Below are 16,949 nucleotides of genomic sequence, written 5' to 3'. Positions count from 1 at the left end.
GATGCACTATACGATAGTCCGGTCAAACTGCAGAATGGTCAATGAACTAAGTTACTAAATGTCATCACCTTCCGATAAATTTAGTTCAAATTTTTAATTCTCAGGATGACATGAATGAAGATTGCTTCGTTCCTCGCAATGACGTTATAAGATTGCTTCGTTCCTCGCAATGACGTTATAAGTTTGCTTCGTTCCTCGTAATGACGTATATCTCCTACAACATACCGCCACAAACAGGCAATACCTGCCCATTCACATACGACGATAAATCAGATGCCAAGAATAAACAAACATTAGCAACTTCTTCCGCTTCGCCAGCGCGTTTCAAAGGAATTCCAGCTTCCCAGCCGGCCACCACTTTCGGATCCAATACATCCGTCATTTCTGTACGGATAAACCCAGGAGCTACCACATTCGTACGGATATTCCTTGATCCCAATTCCTTCGCCAAGGATTTAGAAAATCCAATGATACCTGCCTTAGATGCCGAATAATTTGCCTGTCCGGCATTTCCTTGCACACCCACCACAGAACTCATATTGATAATACTACCTTTACGGCTTTTCATCATCACTTTTGATGCTGCTTTCGAAACATTGAAGATAGATTTAAGGTTGATATTAATCACATCATCCCAGTTCTCCTCCGTCATGCGCATCAAAAGACCATCTTTGGTAATTCCTGCATTGTTCACAACAATGTCCAAAGCGCCAAAATCTGCAACAATATCATTGATTAATTTATCTGCTTCATCAAATTTTGAAGCATCAGAACGGTATCCCTTAACTTGTGTGCCAAACTGTTGAAGCTCCTGCTCCAATGCCTGCCCTTTTTCTACAGATGAAAGGTAGGTAAAAGCCACATTTGCACCGTGTTGTGCAAATACTTCAGCAATCTTTCTACCAATCCCTTTGGATGCACCTGTTACTAAGGCTGTTTTCCCGGCTAATAATTTCATACGATTATTTTTTTGTACTTGATTTTTAGAGACCACAAAAGTGGAAAATAAACTGCATAATACAAAAAATGTCAGGTATTAGGAAATCGGAAAATCAATTTTTGCTGACCTGATTGAATAAGAAGGCAATAAAAGCAGGTTAATATTGATAAATTTTCAAATATTTGAAACGATTCTGACAAATTTATTCGCTAGAATCTATTTCGAATAGTAATTTTGTGCAACATTTAAAAACCATGGGTAAGAAAACGAAAAAAACGGAAGTAGATGTTGTTTTGATTGGTGGTGGTATCATGAGCGCAACATTAGGTACGTTGATTAATGAGTTAAGTCCAGACATTAATATTGAAATCATTGAGCGCTTAGATGTAGTTGCGGCAGAAAGTTCAGATGCATGGAATAATGCAGGAACTGGCCACTCGGCGTTATGCGAATTGAACTATACACCAGAACAACCTGACGGAAGTGTAAAGATCGACAAAGCCATCAGTATTGCCGAACAATACGAGATTTCCAAACAGTTTTGGTCTTACCTGGTGGAGAAAAACATCATCAAAAATCCAGGACATTTTATCCGTAAAGTCCCTCACATGTCTGCTGTTTTCGGCGAGAGAGATGTGAATTTCCTAAAAACACGTTTCGAGACCTTAACCAAGAACAACCTGTTCAAAGGTATGGAGTATACGGAGGATAAAGGCTTGTTAAGCGATTGGATCCCATTGATGATGGAAGGTCGTGATCCTGAAGAGCCTATGGCTGCCACCAAAATGGATATTGGTACCGATGTGAATTTCGGCGCCTTAACAAGAGATTTGATCAACTACTTGGACGCCAAGGAAAACATTAAGCTTTCCTTGAACCAAGAGGTTAAAGATATTGACCGTGAAGATGATGGACGTTGGGAAGTCGAAGTGAAAGACCTGAAAACCGGTCAAAAACGCGAAATCCTAGCGAAATTTGTGTTCATTGGCGCAGGAGGACACTCCTTATTATTATTGGAGAAATCCGGAATCCCGGAAGCAAAAGGATACGGTGGTTTCCCAGTCGGTGGACAATGGTTAAGATGTAACAACGAAGAGATCATCAAGAGCCACCATGCAAAAGTGTATGGTAAAGCTTCAGTAGGTGCGCCTCCAATGTCTGTTCCTCACTTGGATACCCGTTATATTGATGGTAAACAGGCCTTATTATTTGGTCCATACGCTGGATTCTCAACTAAATTCCTTAAAAAAGGATCTTATTTTGATCTTCCGGCTTCCATCAAATTATCCAACATCCGCCCGATGCTTTCGGCAGGTCTGGACAATTTACCATTGACCAAATACCTGATTACCGAGGTGATGAAAAAACCTCAGGATAAATTGGATGCTTTGAAACAATTTATGCCAACCGCTAAAATGGAAGACTGGCAGATTGAAAAAGCTGGTCAGCGTGTACAGGTGATCAAGAAAGATCCAAAACATGGAGGTATCCTGGAATTTGGTACTGAAGTCGTTTCTAGTGCCGATGGATCTATCGCGGCTTTATTGGGAGCTTCTCCAGGTGCTTCAACTTCCGTAGCGATCATGATCGCTCTTTTGAAACGTTGTTTTCCAGAAAGAGCAAAATCGGATGCATATCGTAAGAAATTAAGAGAAATGATCCCTTCCTGGGGTAAAAAATTGAATGATGATCAGGCTTTGTGTGAAGCAACCCGCGCACGCACGTCCAACATCCTTCAATTGGATAAATAAAAACCTTAATCCCATCTGGGAAAAAATAAAATTTTGGGGTGCTTGATGTCCCACTGTAAAGTGGGACATACAACGCTGAGAAAATACCCAATTCTGCATCAAAGCAGAAGGAACCTGATCCAGGTAATGCTGGCGTAGGAATTAATTATGAATGATATTCTTCAAAACATCGTAACAACCTTTCTTCAAACCTCTTGGTTGGAGCGATTTTCCGTGGTCTGTAGTGTGATCCAAGTATTACTATCTAAGAACAACAAGGTGTCCAATTATTTCTTTGGCATTTTAGGGATTCTTACCGGAATGTATGTGCTCTATGGTGCCAAGCTCTATGCTGAAATTGCGTTACAGGTCTATTACCTGGTCATGAGTATATATGGATGGTGGTTCTGGATGAGCAATAAGACTGCAAGGGAACAACCGATCAGTCATGCCAGCAAAAAGGAATGGTGGATAGTAGCAGGCATCGTTATATTAGGTTTTGTATTTTTCTACCTCCTACTTGAACATATTACAGACTCAGATGTACCCTATTGGGATGCCTGGGTCACTTCCACTGCATGGGCAGGAATGTGGTTGATGGCCAAAAGAAAAATAGAGAATTGGATACTGTTGAACATCAGTAACCTCTTTGCCATCCCTCTACTGATCCATAAAGATCTCTATTTATTTGCCGCGCTGACGTTATTTCTATTCATTGTGGCTATTTTTGGTTATTTGAATTGGATGAAAATCCTATTCCAACAAAAAAAGGAAACAAGCTATGCTGAATGATGAACATAAAATTCTGATTAAAGAATTCCAATCGGAAAGTATCGAACGGAAACAATTGGTGAAACAACAATTGGAATTGATCTATCACAACAATTGGTTCAATTTGTGGGTTCCGAAATCATTGGGCGGCTTGGAAGTAGACTTTCCTCAAGGATTACAATTCCTCAAGGATCTGGCCTATGAAGATGGAGGATTCGCCTGGACAGTAACCTTATGTGCCGGGGCAAATATGTTCGCTGGATTTATTGATCCAAGGAAAGCCAAGGATATTTGGCAGGATCGGGAAATATGTTTTGGGGGAAGTGGCAAGATTGCCGGAAGGGCAGAGGTCAAAGAAGACCATTACTTACTGACTGGAATGTGGAATTATGCAACTGGAGCACCTCATCTTACTTATTTTACCTTGAATGCGCCGTTAATGAAAGATGGAAATCCATTGCTGGATGCCAATGGACAAAGTATCTATAAATCTTTTTTTGTGGACAAGGATCAAGTATTGATCCATTATGATTGGGATACCTTCGGATTGGAATGTACGGCTTCGCATTCATTTTCTTTAGAAAAAATAAAAGTGCCTTTTGATCAGGCATTCGATCTAGTTCCATCCAAAAAAACATTGGAAAACCCTTTGTTTGAAATTCCTTTCATGTGTTTCGCCGAATTGACGCTATTGATGAATTATATGGGTATGTTCGACCGCTTTTTGGATTTATTGGAAAGACAATATTTTGAAAAATCCAAAGATGAAGCTTGGCGAATGAAACATTCCCGAACAAGATTTAAGGAAATCGATGGCATTCGGACGAATTTTGAAAGTTCCTATGCAGAAATGATGGGATTGGCAAAATTGGTTTGGGACCAAGTGGAGAACTACCAAGAACTTGATGAACAGGTGTTGGACGATATAGCGTTAAAATCACGTGAATTGGCCAAATGGATCCGGTTGAATACGGCTGCTTTGATTCCGTATGCAGGTATCAAGGGTGCTCAGCGGAAGGAAGAAATCAATATCGTTTTCCGGAACTTATTTACAGCTAGCCAACATGGTCTTTTGAATGTGTAATAAGGAATTTAAAAAAAGCTAACAATCAAAAACCATATTCCCTTCAAATACATCATGTTGACCTGATAAGATCAGCATGTACCTTTCTTCTTCATAGTGTCGAGGACTTGAGATCAAAAAATCAGGTTCCTTGTCGCCATCAAAGTCTGCTATCAATTTTATTGCTGTAAAGGTGTCGTTATATTCTGATTGCTTGATCAGATTTCTGACGTATTTTCCATCTTTATATAAATTCAAACTGTAATGCTCCGAACTGGTATCATCCACATCCCGGAAATATTTTCCATTCGCTTTCAATTCATACACATGTCCATTATAACTGAATTTAAAAGGGCTGTCTGGTTGAATAATCCTTTCATTAAAAGCTATGCTGTCCAACAATCCTGTTTTAAGTGATTTAAGGTCGACATAGGCTAAAGCATTTTTATCAGGCTCAATGGTTTCTGTGGGTAATCCTGAACAAGGTTCCTCAGCTTCTTCGGTAATCTTGTAGGCTACTTTGCCAATATGATAAGCACCTTTTTCCTTGTAAATGGCGAGCCAAGTAGCATTTAATATTTTGCTTATCCGATCATCATCATTTAAGAAACGGTAAGTCAATGGAAGTATCAGTTTCCCTTCCAAGATAGCTGCCTCGACAGAAGTGCCCACTTGCATATCATCATCGGTTATCTCATCCGATGTATCGCTTAGCATTTCTATACTATCCTTTAATAAAGCGGAACTATCAACAACAACTGTTTCCTCCACATTCCTTTTAAATGGATTGCATGCGGTCAAACCTATAAAACATACCAAATAAATAACTAGACAGCCATTCCTCATATCAAAACAAAATTTCAATGGAAATTAACCAAAGGATTACATTAAACCTAAAAATAAAAAAAATAAAAAAGGGAATTAAAAGGGTAGGGTATGAAAGGTAATTCTTTTGAAATGATCTTTGGGTAGATCATTTTTTTTTGATGGTGGATTTTAATCCTCTTCTAAATTAAAATCATCACCATCAAATAAAAATTCGCCAAATAGTGGCTCTTGTTCTGTTGTTAATACTTCATCTTTTATCATATCATTTAATTTTTATCAAATGTAAAAGATGAACTTTATTGGAATATTATTCTAATGTTAATTTTATGTGAAATCCGAAAAGCTTAACTTGTTCAATAAAATAATACTTTGTTCTGCCCAGGTTTGTCCGAAATCATAGCGATTACGGTTTAAATCACTGTTGTATAAAACGGGACCTTCGGTTGCAGGTCCGTACAAGTACAAGGGATAATCAGAATGTTTCCCTTTAACTTTTCCGTTTGTTTCCAAATTGATTTTACCATCATCATATACCCCATTTTTGAACACTGTAAAAATTCTCTTTTTGTAAAGGTTTGTAAAAAGCCTATTGTTTTCACATTTCAAGTTTTCTTTTGGCTTGGTGCTATCGATCAGATAGGAAAAAAAATGTTGGTCTTTTTTTGATTTCAATAAGAAGCCCTGTTCTTGGATCTCGATTTCTGGAGTCTCGGAAAACAGAAAGGAAATATATCCTTGCTTTAGTAGACAGAAGAATTTTTCGGATATTTCACGTGCAGGTCCTAAACTGATCTGGAAGATATAATTCAACCAATAGTCATCTACATGTTTTTGTGCATAAGGGGTAAATCCCCCAAATTCATATAGTTTACAGATTTGCAAGAATCCCTCACGCATTGCTCCGGTTGCTGCACCCATGGTGCTGTTCAATTCTCCAGGTTGCATGGCGATTAGACAGAAGGTAGTCAGGTCCGCTATAAACTCATTATAATTTACATCCTTAGCGACATTGGAATAAGTAACAGGATCTAATAAGGCATTGATCGAAAATCGAGTCCTTTCATCCTGTATTGCTATGAAATGCAATACCTCTTCGTGGCTAACCGTCTTCAGATGGTCCAGCATGGAATAAAATGCATGCTGAATCTCTTTTTTATAAAGAGGTAGAATATCCGTTTTAAAATCGATATTTCCTTTTTTTGCCTTCAATTCCTCTACCCAGGCGTCGGTCATATAGAGCAGTTCATATTTATGGTCCGACCAATAGGTATTTCTTGGTAAGGTAGGGAGATTTGTTCTGGAAAATGGATATATTTTTGGTTCCAATCCCGTGGGAATGTATTGGAATTCCTGATCGTTCTTATAGAACACGCCTCCTCTGCCTTCAGTCAAATGTAGGATGGTTTCCATAAAGTTGATACCAGACCCTTTGATGACGACTTCGGAATTTGCTGGGATCCTATCCAAATACTCCAAAGAATGCACTGATTCGATAAAGCGATCCAAGGATTGATCACTATCCTTGATGAATTTTAAGAGGTTATTTTTATTGCTGTGGCCGATGCTAATTAACGTACTTTGGTATGGAAAGATTAATTTCTTATCCTCATTATATAAATAAGCTGTCTTTCCTTGGATTTCCAGATCGCAGATTTCTTCCTGGATTAAACTCAGTTCGATTTCATCATCTATTCCTGCAATAGTTTTTAAGACACAATCCATCAGGTAAAGACCAAATAGTTCCCTACTGCAATGATCAGATTTTAGGGGTTCCTGTTCAATTGTTCTATTTTCCCTTATCCATTCCAATAGGGTTAACGATTCAGATGAAATAGTATCCCGATCTGTTTTCCATGCTGAAAGGTCTGCGATACATTCGTGTACCAAAAGATAGTTTGGGGTAGTAGGACTGTATTGTTGCCCCGCCCCAAAATTCTTGTTTTTATTATACCAATGTATATGGAATTTTCGATTGCCTATGGCTTCTTTGCTTAGGGAAAGTAAGCTTTCTAACGCATAAAAACCAAATGGTCCTCCGCCAATTATAGCGATATAGTCAGTATGCTCCTCAAATTTTATCTGATTATTTGTTTTTATTAAAGGGTTAATCCGGTCGTCAATTGTCCTAGCCTCCTGCAGTAAATGCATCGAATTCCATATCATATTTCCTTGTTTTTACCTGCCTAGCGATAATACCTATTTTTTCATTTTTTATGTATTTTATGGCAAATTACAATGGATTATTATCACAGATGAAACTTAATGGCATTAACATAGAATTATATTCTTTAAAAAATTAAAATAACTCAATTCGTTAATATTATTTCGTGCAACAGGATTTAGTCCTATATTTTTTATAATTTGGAAGTCTTGTAAATCAGCTATTTGAAAAATATTTTAGAAGAATATGCTAATTTTCGATAAATACGCAATGAAAGTAATTGAGGGAAATAAGTTTAATTCTCAAAATATTAATTAAAAACTGTTAAAATTGGTTCGATTGATTGGAGGATTCCAACCTTCCAAAAGACTTCCTAATAATATCAAAAGCCCTTAACCTTTTTTCATCATCATAAATATAGTTTGTGGTCATAATCTCATCTGCATTTACCCTTTCGATCAACCCTTTCAAATGCTCCGCAATCTCTTCTTCATTTCCAATAATCGTGCTGGAAACCATCGAATTAACCGCATTTTCGATCTCCGGAATTCCTTCGTAGATCAATCGTTCGGTAGGAGGGGACAAGGGTTTGCGGTGATTGGTGACAATTCCTGCAAATAGATTGAACAGACTGCTTGCTAATAACCTAGCTTCTTTATTCGTCTCTCCGGCAATGATATTCACACAGACCATAAAATACGGTTCTTTTAACTGGGCAGAAGGTTTGAAATGTTCTCGATAGATCATGGCTGCCCTTTCCAACATCGCAGGGGCAAAATGCGCAGCAAAAGCATAGGGAAGGCCAAGTTCAGCGGCGAGGTAAGCACTGTCTGTACTGGAGCCCAGTATCCAGATCGGAATATCCAATCCTTCCCCCGGAAAAGCACGCACCTTGGCATGTACATTCTCGGCACTGAAATATTGTTGCAGGGCCATTACATCATCCTTGAAATAAAAGGCGGTGTTCATGTTATTGCGCCTTAAAGCCATGGCGGTCAATTGATCTGTTCCTGGCGCGCGGCCAAGACCCAAATCGATACGTCCTGGATAAATAGATTCCAAGGTTCCAAATTGTTCGGCAATGACCAAGGGTGCATAATTAGGTAGCATGACTCCTCCGGATCCTACTCGTATATTTTTGGTACTACCCGCGATATGGCCAATCAAAACCGAAGTCGCCGAGCTCGCAATGTGCTCCATATTATGGTGCTCCGCCAACCACATGCGTGTATAACCTCTTTCATCTATATATTCAGCCCCTTTCTTTGCTCTTTCAATCGCATCGGAAACAGTTTTGTTCTTACATAAACTCGCTAATTCTAAAACAGAATATTTGATATTTTTCATAGGCATAAAGATAATCATTAGCAAGTCTTAGATTTGTAATCCCAATGTATGGAATTATAGGAATAAAGTCAATTTAAGCCAGTTTTTTGCAGGCAATGATGATCAATTGATTGTTGATATCCGTAGTAAAGAATAGATAGGTATGGCCGCCATCCTTGATCTTGAATTTCTTCTTGATCACCTCCACCTTATCCGGAAAATTTCGAATGGCAATATTGGCTTGTGGCCAAGGGTTTTGCTTCTTCAAGCTGGAATACGGCCGGACATCCAAAATCTCAAAAATCCTTCCCGGAAAATTAACCTGTAGTTGATCAGAGGTGTAGATATGGGCATGCTGATGGATCTTGCCCAAGCCAAAGTATTTACCGATGGATTTGAAAGCGCCAGCTTTACTAATAGAAACATCCGGATCATAAAGGTATTTCTGGGGCAACAGAAAGCGACTGATGATCGCCCGCTCTTCCTCGTAAGTGAATTCAAAGGTCTGTAGTTGATCCTGAAATAAACGAATGGATCGAATGGTACATTCCCCTTCATAGCCACGCTCCTGAATGAACAGTAATTCCTTACAATCATTGTCCAGCGAGATCACATAAACAAATCGAACATGCTTTAAACTTGATAAGGCTGTAGAAATGTCCAGGAGAGGGGATAACTTACTGATCACATACCGGCTTTTGCGAAGAAAAAGCGTTTGGTTGGCAACTATATTTGGTTCACAGTCTTCCAACAGGAAAACCTTCCCCTGATTTACCCTCCGCGAAGGATCTACATAGATATAGTCAAAGGCATCATCTTCCGCATCTTCCAAAAAGGCAATTCCATCGGTCGCTATGCATTTAAGGTTGTTCACCCTCAGGATCCGGGCATTGTAGGCAACTATTTCAGATAGTTTTTCATTGAGTTCACAATGGATAACTTCCTCCGCTTCCTGGGCGAGATAACAACTATCCACACTGAATCCACCTGTCAGATCGATCACTCGAGATCCTTTGGCAATCAAGGTCTGTTTGATTAATGCAGTATGTTCGGAAGAACATTGTTCCAGGTTTATTTTATCCGGATAATAGATGCCATCACTATAAGCCCAAGTAGGCAATTTCTTGACGCTTCGTTGCCAACCGTCAATCTGTGAGGCCAATTCTGCCGAACTAACATTTTGAAAGGGACTTTTTTTCAAAGCAATTTCCGTGGGACTTTTTTCCCGGTTTGCCTTAATGAATTGTTGTACTTCCTTATCTAAAATGTTTCTATTCATCTTTCTTCTTCACCAGTATCTGGCAGGTATAACTATCCTTAAGTTCGCGAATAATTTCCTTATTTACCAATACCCGGTCAATAGTTTCTTGTTTATAATAACGAATGGTGATCAATTCCAGTCCTTGTTCTTTGGAAACCTTATAGCGTTTTTCCAATTGTTGAAGTAGATTCATCACATTTTCACCTGTATCATCCACACTCACCGAAAAACTGATCGCCGAGTTGTGCATCATGTTGATCTTGATCCGGTGTTTATGGAACAGATCGAAGATATGGCTCAGGTTGTCCTCTACAATAAAAGAGAAATCCCGAGGTTGGATATTGATGAACACCTGATTGACCTTGAAAATAAAGGAAGGAACAGGTAAGGTCTGATTCGTTGTTTTTATTTGAGTACCAGGGGCTTCAGGGTTTAAGAATGACCTTACGTTCAAGGTGATCTTCTTATTCTGTAGCGGTTTGATGGTCTTCGGATGGATGACCGTCGCACCGTAATAGGTCAGTTCGATGGCATCGGTATAGGATAATTCAGGGATCAGTTCGGTGCGTTCAAACCATTTTGGATCCGCGTTCAATACACCCGGTACATCTTTCCAGATGGTAATATTTTCTGCATTCAAACTAGCTGCAAAAATTGCCGCAGAATAATCCGAACCTTCACGACCTAAAGTCGTCGTGAAATTTTCAGAAGTTGATCCTATAAACCCTTGTGTAACAATGACCTGCTCATCTAATATAAACGGAAGATCCCGACGGATTTTTTCCTCCGTCTTTTCCCAATCCACTTTGCCTTCCTGATAGGTATTGTCTGTTAGGATATAATCGCGGGCATCGATCCATTGGATCGGCACACCTACATGTTTTCCATAGGCAGCTACTATTTTGGTAGATAGTAATTCGCCAATGGAAACGATCTGGTCAAACAGATAGTCGAATTCATCTTGAGGCTCTTCCTCCAAAATCCATTCAACCTCTACAAAGGTATTGGCGATGTCATCATAGACCGGATGGGTTCTGGATTCAAACAGTTCATCCAATATCTGGAAGTGTTCCTGCTTCAGTTGTTCCAATAAACCAAAATAGTCCCCTTCCTGCTTAACGTAATTCGTCGTGATTTTTGCCAGCTTATCTGTCGTTTTCCCAATAGCGGATACCACTACCAATAATTCGGAATTTCTATATTTCTCAACGATTGAAACGACATTTTTGATGTTCTCTGCACTCTTTACTGATGCACCACCAAATTTAAATACCTGCATTTATGCTATTAAATTGAATGAAAATATGCTTTTAAATTATCAATGTACAATTTCCCTTTCTGCGTGAGCAGATCCTCGACTTGTGCATAAGGGATGACTATACTGGTTGTACCTTCGGCATAAGGTTTTATCTCATATGGATTGTAATGGAATAGAAAACCATCTTTTGTGATCCCATAGTTGGCAGCCAACGAAAAATTGCCATTTTCGAAGAAATAGCCATTCGCTAAACTGCTCGTATCGGAGAGCCCTTCTTTAGTCCGAAAAATATTTTCTGCAATTTTAGTAAATTCTTTCATCTTATTATCAGAAATGAATGCATTTAGCTCCAATTTTCTGTTGTTTTCGATATCAAAAACAGATAAATTCTCAAAAAAGTTGCCATGTGCACCTCCTGAGTATTCATATGTTCCGTTTTTTATGCAAATAAGCCTTGGTGTATTGAGGATCAGTCCAACCTTTGTGCTCTTGGTCCAGGCAATCGGATAATTCAGGTTGTTCTCCTCTACAAAATTTCCATAACCTTCGATAAAATTATTGACATAGGTTTTGATATCCGGTTCTCCTTCGAGTAAAATGGTCTGATCGACCAATTGGTTCAGACTGCTATCCTCGAATTTTGGATAGATGACCTCGGCATAGCTCGTGTCCATCTGGTCCTCATGGGAGGCAATATAGGGACTGAGGATCCGTAAGCTATCCATGCTATATGAAAGGGTATCCTTTGCCACAGCCGTATTTCCATAGGAAGTCAATGGATTTTCCTTCTGGTTGTTCTGACAGGCAAATACGCCCACTATTCCTAAAACCAAAAATCCTGATTGATATACCCGTTTAAAAATTGATACTAACATTGACCCACCCCTCATCAAAATTGCTGTTATATTTTTTATAAAAGTTTATTGCCGGCTCATTCCAATCCAAAACCTGCCACATCATGCCGCTAAATCCAGCTTCTTTGGCGTATTTGATCGTATGGTCCATCAATAATTTTCCTACTCCTTTCCCACGCATCTCTTCCGTAACAATAATGTCCTCCAGATACAATCGCCTGCCTTTCCAAGTCGAATAGCGGATATAATAGAGTGAAATCCCTACAATTATTCCTTCGTGCTCCGCTACAAAAGCCCACCATACTGGGTGCTCGCCAAAACCGGCCTCTTCAAACTCCGCCATACTAACCGTTACCTCCTCCGGAGCCTTCTCGTATAAGGCCAATTCCCTAACCAGTTCCATCAATCGCGGACAATCCGCTTTGACAGCTCTTCGAATATTGAACTCCATTAGTTGGCTTTATAATGTTTGATAACTCGTTTTCCGAAAATCGTGCTGCCCAATCTCACCATATTAGCGCCCTGTTCAATCGCAATCTTATAGTCGGAGGACATGCCCATCGATAAAATATCGAAACTTACTTCCTTTCGGAAATAAGTGGTCTTGATACCATCAAAGAACATTTTCAATTCGTAGAACTCTTCTTTGATGATCTTTTCATTTTCCGTATTTGTTGCAATCCCCATCAATCCGCGAATACGGATATTCTTGAACTCCTGAAACTCCTCGCTGCGTAACAGTTCGATCAATTCAGCATGGTCCAATCCGAACTTCGTATCCTCATCTGCAATGAAAACCTGCAATAAGCAATCAATAACCCGATTGTTTTTTAAGGCTTGCTTATTTATTTCAGAAAGTACTTTCAGGGAATCCACGGAGTGGATCAAAGAGACAAAAGGGGCAATGTATTTGACCTTATTGGTCTGTAGATGCCCAACCAGATGCCATTCAATATCCTTTGGCAGTTCTTCATACTTAGCGAGCATTTCCTGTACCTGGTTTTCACCAAATAATCGTTGCCCGGCTTCATAGGCCTCTAAGATGTCCTCATTTGGCTTGGTCTTGGAAATAGCCACCAATTGAACGCCAATAGGTTGTAGTTCTTGTTGTAATTCCGAAATATTGCTTGCTATGCTCATAAGTAAATTCGATCCTTCCTAACTAATTTAGAATGCTATTTCGTAGCTTTTCTGTATTTTTGTTCAAATTTACAAAATGCAGCGATTAATACTGGTTTTATCCCTTTTGTTTTTTCTAGGAACTTCCTGTAAGAAGTCCAGGCCATCAGGTGTGTTGAAGGAGGAAGATTTTGTTAATCTGATGACTGAGGTGCATATTTTGGATGGTTATATTGTGTCTTTGCCTGTAGATAGTGCTCGAAAAGTGATCGATCCGCTCTATTTGGAAATATTAGCAAAGTATGACCTGGATACCGCTACCTTCAGTAAGAACCTGGATTACTACATGGCAGATTCTAAGCTGACAGGTAAGGCTTATGAAGGGATTGTGAACAAATTGCAGGCAGAAGAGATGGATTTTGCGCGTCAGGATTCCTTAAAAAATGTTAAATATCAGGACTCTTTGGCCAGTGCATTCCGGAACCAGCGTAGGGTAGAACTGTTGAACAATATGATCATGAATGCGAAAGCAGATTCCATGGAAATGTCGCCAGCAGAATATACCCGCAGGATGTATGAACTTTCGGGTATCCAATATATGTGGAACAGGAATCTATATACTGGTTTTAACGAAAAGCCTATAAGTCCTGGGCCAGCACCATTACCGATGCCAGGGGGCGCTGTACCTACAGAAGTAATTGTTGAAGATACCGTGAAAAAGGAACCTCAGGTGGATACGCCAGTACGACCAAGGGATCCAAGATTTAAACCGGTGACCCGGCCTAAGAAAAGCATGGTTACCCCATTGAAATTAGAATAAGCATGATTTATCCGAAGAACGCGGGAGAAAAGTTAGGATTTACGGAGATTAAAGAGCTTATTAAAGCGAAATGTATCAGTGATGCCGGAAAAGAGTTGGTGGATAAGATCCAACCTCAGGCAAAACTGGATCTGATCGATAGGTTCTTAAGGCAGACCAGCGAATTCAAGGATTTGCTGCAGCATGATGCGCCATTGCCTGTAGATCATTTTTACCCCATAAAAAACCTGGCCGAGAAGGCCAAAGTAGAAGGAGCTTTCCTCTTTGAAGATGAGTTCCACCGTATATTGCTGTCTTTAAGGACAGTATACGCCATTATTCGTTATTTCAACGAAAGGGCACAACAATACCCTAATCTGGAACTCTTGTTCGAGCATCTCCCGATCGAGAAATCCATCATTAAAAGTATCGAAATGGTGATCGATGAACGGGGCAAGATTAAGGACAATGCTTCCCGACTGCTGTTGGATATCAGTCAACAGATTACAAAGTCGGAACAGGAAGCTAGGAAACGTATCGATAGTGTTTTTAAACAGGCACAGGCCAATGGATGGACTGCAGATGGAAATCTGACCATTCGGGATGGCCGTCTCTGTATTCCAATACTTGCTGAAAACAAACGCAAAATCAAGGGCTTGATCCATGATGAGTCGGCAACTGGTCAAACAGCTTATATTGAGCCGGAAGAAGTCTTCCATTTGAACAATAAGGTAAGGGATCTGGAGTTTGAGCGAAGACGGGAGATTATCCGAATCTTGACTTCCTTAACCAGCGAATTGAGACCACACATACCTTTGCTGTTTGCTTACCATGGCTTGTTGACCAAGCTGGATTTCGTGCGAGCCAAAGCATTATTTGCCATGGATATCGAAGCGAATATGCCCGAGCTATCTAAGGTGGCCGAGGTCTCCTTGGTCAATGCGAAACATCCGTTGTTACTGATGGCTTCAAGACAAGAAGGGCATCCTTCGGTTGTTCCATTGAACCTGAAGATTGACGAAACAGACCGTGTACTTTTGGTTTCTGGACCCAACGCAGGTGGAAAATCCGTCTGTATGAAAACCGTAGGTCTCCTACAGTTGATGTTTCAGTCAGGATTGTTAATACCCTGTGATCCAATATCTAAGTTGGGAGTTTTTAAACAGGTCTTTGCGGATATCGGTGATGATCAATCCATTGATTCGGATTTGAGTACCTATAGTGCCCACCTATCCAAGATGAAGCATTTTGCGCAGTTTTCAGATGCAAGGACCATGGTCCTGATCGATGAGTTTGGAACCGGTACGGACCCTCAATTCGGTGGACCGATTGCTGAGGCAGTCCTGGAGGTATTGAACAAGAAAAAGATCAGAGGTGTAATTACCACGCACTATAGTAACCTGAAACTCTTTGCCAGCCATACCGAAGGGATCGAAAATGCATCGATGCTTTTTGATAATGAGGCGATGAAACCTATGTACATCCTACAAACAGGAAAACCCGGAAGTTCTTATGCTTTTGAAATTGCACAGAATATTGGTCTTCCAAAGGAAATCCTGCATTTGGCAAAACAAAAGATCGGTGTGCAACAAAAGAAGGTAGATACCTTATTGGTGGATCTGGAAAGGGAGAAAAAAGAGATTTTTGATACGAAAAGGGCGATCAGTCTGAGAGAGAAGGAGATATTATCGGAACAGACTGAGTTGAATTCCTTGAAATCCTATTTGGAGGAGAATAAGCGTCAATTGTTGAAAGACGCAAAAGAAGAAGCAAGGCAGATCATCAAGGATGCAAACAAACTGGTAGAGAATACTATTTCCAATATTAAGAGTGCGCAGGCGGATAAGGAAAAGACAAAGGAATTGCGTTCCGGTCTTCAAAAAGCAGCAGATTCGCTGAAGGAAAAAACTGTTAAGGAAGTGAAAAAACCAGGCCTTACCGCTGTGCCAGATGCAGATCTAGAAGTAGGGGATTGGGTTAGGATCTTGGATTCTGGAAACGAGGGGCAGGTTATTGAAATCGCCAAGAACAATTTAATCCTTGCTTTAGGTGAGCTTCGTACCGTGGTTAAAAAGAACAAGGTAGAAAAGCTTCGTGGAAAAGAAAAGGCGAAAGTCGCCAAGCGTTTTAAATCGGTTGCGAGTGAGTCTGTGGCAGATTTCAGCCCGGAGATTGATGTTCGTGGTATGCGGACGGAGGATGCTTTAGGGAAGATCGAATTGGTTTTGGATAGGGCGGTGATGATCGGTTATCCATCCTTGAAAATCATCCATGGAAAAGGAGATGGGATATTACGTAAGTTTATTAGAGATTACCTTAGAAAATACAATCAAGTGAGCAGGTTTGAGGATGAACATGCTGATAGAGGCGGAGATGGGATTACTTATGCTTATTTGGATTGATAAATAGATACCCTTCTTTAAAGTAGTATACCGCGTAATTGCGAGGAATATTCCGCGTCATTGCGAGGAGGTACGACGAAGCAATCTTTGTACTATGTCATCCTGAGCAGCGTCGAAGGATCTGTAGGGGTACCACATTTAGATGCTTCGACTTCGCTCAGCATGACATGGGTAAAGATTGCTTCGTTCCTCGCAATGACGTGGTTTCGCAATGACACGGTTTCACGATGAACCGGCTATACCATGACGCGGTTTCTTTCAAATAATTATCACAAAATTATTATCACAAAACTAATCTCCCAATAGTGTTCTTAATCCAACCATTGTGTCCAATCCTAAAAAAGCTATACACAAAAACAAAGTGTATGGAAACAATAGAAAGAGAGTTTGAGTTCGCGGAGCGGACCAGTAAGAAGCAGCCATTCGACAAGCGTCTG

The 16,949-nt window shown here is 40.0% G+C and carries 14 protein-coding genes; 5 read left to right on the top strand and 9 right to left on the bottom strand.

Annotated elements, in window-relative coordinates:
• Window positions 1-214 precede the first annotated feature (214 nt).
• Entirely contained in the window at window positions 215-958 is a 744-nt protein-coding gene (gene fabG / locus VJ786_RS15740) for a 3-oxoacyl-[acyl-carrier-protein] reductase (protein WP_099365623.1), read from the bottom strand.
• A gap of 236 nt (window positions 959-1,194) precedes the next feature.
• On the opposite strand from fabG, the gene VJ786_RS15735 reads away from it, so the two are divergent.
• The 3 genes from VJ786_RS15735 (at window position 1,195) to VJ786_RS15725 (ending at window position 4,525) form a co-directional block, all read left to right on the top strand.
• Window positions 1,195-2,691 carry a malate:quinone oxidoreductase gene (locus tag VJ786_RS15735; protein WP_336558019.1) on the top strand — a complete coding sequence of 499 codons (1,497 nt, stop codon included), beginning with the start codon at window positions 1,195-1,197 and terminating at the stop codon, window positions 2,689-2,691.
• A 147-nt stretch (window positions 2,692-2,838) separates the two neighbouring features.
• The gene (gene pnuC, locus VJ786_RS15730; RefSeq protein ID WP_099365625.1) at window positions 2,839-3,462 is read left to right on the top strand and encodes a nicotinamide riboside transporter PnuC; all 624 of its coding nucleotides are present in this window, start codon (window positions 2,839-2,841) and stop codon (window positions 3,460-3,462) included.
• Window positions 3,452-4,525, top strand: coding sequence for an acyl-CoA dehydrogenase family protein (locus tag VJ786_RS15725; RefSeq protein WP_099365626.1), 1,074 nt, complete (start codon window positions 3,452-3,454; stop codon window positions 4,523-4,525). Before pnuC ends, VJ786_RS15725 begins: the two co-directional genes overlap by 11 nt.
• Window positions 4,526-4,543: 18 nt before the next feature.
• On the opposite strand, the gene VJ786_RS15720 is transcribed toward VJ786_RS15725, so the two are convergent.
• The 8 genes from VJ786_RS15720 to VJ786_RS15685 all read right to left on the bottom strand — a co-directional run bounded on the left by VJ786_RS15720 (window position 4,544) and on the right by VJ786_RS15685 (window position 13,332).
• Entirely contained in the window at window positions 4,544-5,275 is a 732-nt protein-coding gene (locus VJ786_RS15720; RefSeq protein ID WP_336558018.1) for a hypothetical protein, read from the bottom strand.
• A 381-nt stretch (window positions 5,276-5,656) separates the two neighbouring features.
• Entirely contained in the window at window positions 5,657-7,495 is a 1,839-nt protein-coding gene (locus tag VJ786_RS15715; RefSeq protein WP_336558017.1) for an FAD/NAD(P)-binding protein, read from the bottom strand.
• 322 nt (window positions 7,496-7,817) lie between these two features.
• Window positions 7,818-8,840: an LLM class flavin-dependent oxidoreductase gene (locus tag VJ786_RS15710; RefSeq protein WP_336558016.1), complete on the bottom strand. Its 1,023-nt coding sequence runs from the start codon at window positions 8,838-8,840 to the stop codon at window positions 7,818-7,820.
• Window positions 8,841-8,913: 73 nt separating this feature from the next.
• Entirely contained in the window at window positions 8,914-10,098 is a 1,185-nt protein-coding gene (locus tag VJ786_RS15705) for a class I SAM-dependent methyltransferase (protein WP_099365630.1), read from the bottom strand.
• Entirely contained in the window at window positions 10,091-11,359 is a 1,269-nt protein-coding gene (locus VJ786_RS15700) for an aspartate kinase (protein WP_099365631.1), read from the bottom strand. Before VJ786_RS15700 ends, VJ786_RS15705 begins: the two co-directional genes overlap by 8 nt.
• Before the next feature lie 8 nt (window positions 11,360-11,367).
• The gene (locus tag VJ786_RS15695) at window positions 11,368-12,213 is read right to left on the bottom strand and encodes a DUF3298 and DUF4163 domain-containing protein (protein ID WP_336558015.1); all 846 of its coding nucleotides are present in this window, start codon (window positions 12,211-12,213) and stop codon (window positions 11,368-11,370) included.
• Entirely contained in the window at window positions 12,194-12,643 is a 450-nt protein-coding gene (locus VJ786_RS15690) for a GNAT family N-acetyltransferase (RefSeq protein WP_336558014.1), read from the bottom strand. The genes VJ786_RS15695 and VJ786_RS15690 overlap by 20 nt, the downstream gene beginning before the upstream one ends.
• On the bottom strand, window positions 12,643-13,332 hold the full coding sequence (locus VJ786_RS15685) for a YggS family pyridoxal phosphate-dependent enzyme (RefSeq protein ID WP_099365634.1): 690 nt from the start codon (window positions 13,330-13,332) through the stop codon (window positions 12,643-12,645). Before VJ786_RS15685 ends, VJ786_RS15690 begins: the two co-directional genes overlap by 1 nt.
• Window positions 13,333-13,408: 76 nt before the next feature.
• On the opposite strand from VJ786_RS15685, the gene VJ786_RS15680 reads away from it, so the two are divergent.
• The gene (locus tag VJ786_RS15680) at window positions 13,409-14,131 is read left to right on the top strand and encodes a DUF4296 domain-containing protein (protein WP_099365635.1); all 723 of its coding nucleotides are present in this window, start codon (window positions 13,409-13,411) and stop codon (window positions 14,129-14,131) included.
• 2 nt (window positions 14,132-14,133) lie between these two features.
• Window positions 14,134-16,512, top strand: coding sequence for an endonuclease MutS2 (locus VJ786_RS15675; RefSeq protein ID WP_099365636.1), 2,379 nt, complete (start codon window positions 14,134-14,136; stop codon window positions 16,510-16,512).
• Window positions 16,513-16,949 lie beyond the last annotated feature (437 nt).

Origin of the sequence: Sphingobacterium tenebrionis (assembly GCF_037126265.1) — a bacterium.
Lineage (GTDB): Bacteria > Bacteroidota > Bacteroidia > Sphingobacteriales > Sphingobacteriaceae > Sphingobacterium > Sphingobacterium tenebrionis.
This window is presented reverse-complemented; position numbering and strand designations above follow the sequence as displayed.

Coding starts and splice junctions, on each gene's coding strand:
- pnuC (WP_099365625.1), top strand. CDS start 2,839: ATGAATGATATTCTTCAAAACATCGTAACAACCTTTCTTCAAACCTCT.
- VJ786_RS15690 (WP_336558014.1), bottom strand. CDS start 12,643: ATGGAGTTCAATATTCGAAGAGCTGTCAAAGCGGATTGTCCGCGATTG.
- VJ786_RS15685 (WP_099365634.1), bottom strand. CDS start 13,332: ATGAGCATAGCAAGCAATATTTCGGAATTACAACAAGAACTACAACCT.
- VJ786_RS15725 (WP_099365626.1), top strand. CDS start 3,452: ATGCTGAATGATGAACATAAAATTCTGATTAAAGAATTCCAATCGGAA.
- VJ786_RS15680 (WP_099365635.1), top strand. CDS start 13,409: ATGCAGCGATTAATACTGGTTTTATCCCTTTTGTTTTTTCTAGGAACT.
- fabG (WP_099365623.1), bottom strand. CDS start 958: ATGAAATTATTAGCCGGGAAAACAGCCTTAGTAACAGGTGCATCCAAA.
- VJ786_RS15700 (WP_099365631.1), bottom strand. CDS start 11,359: ATGCAGGTATTTAAATTTGGTGGTGCATCAGTAAAGAGTGCAGAGAAC.
- VJ786_RS15735 (WP_336558019.1), top strand. CDS start 1,195: ATGGGTAAGAAAACGAAAAAAACGGAAGTAGATGTTGTTTTGATTGGT.
- VJ786_RS15705 (WP_099365630.1), bottom strand. CDS start 10,098: ATGAATAGAAACATTTTAGATAAGGAAGTACAACAATTCATTAAGGCA.
- VJ786_RS15715 (WP_336558017.1), bottom strand. CDS start 7,495: ATGATATGGAATTCGATGCATTTACTGCAGGAGGCTAGGACAATTGAC.
- VJ786_RS15695 (WP_336558015.1), bottom strand. CDS start 12,213: ATGTTAGTATCAATTTTTAAACGGGTATATCAATCAGGATTTTTGGTT.
- VJ786_RS15710 (WP_336558016.1), bottom strand. CDS start 8,840: ATGAAAAATATCAAATATTCTGTTTTAGAATTAGCGAGTTTATGTAAG.
- VJ786_RS15675 (WP_099365636.1), top strand. CDS start 14,134: ATGATTTATCCGAAGAACGCGGGAGAAAAGTTAGGATTTACGGAGATT.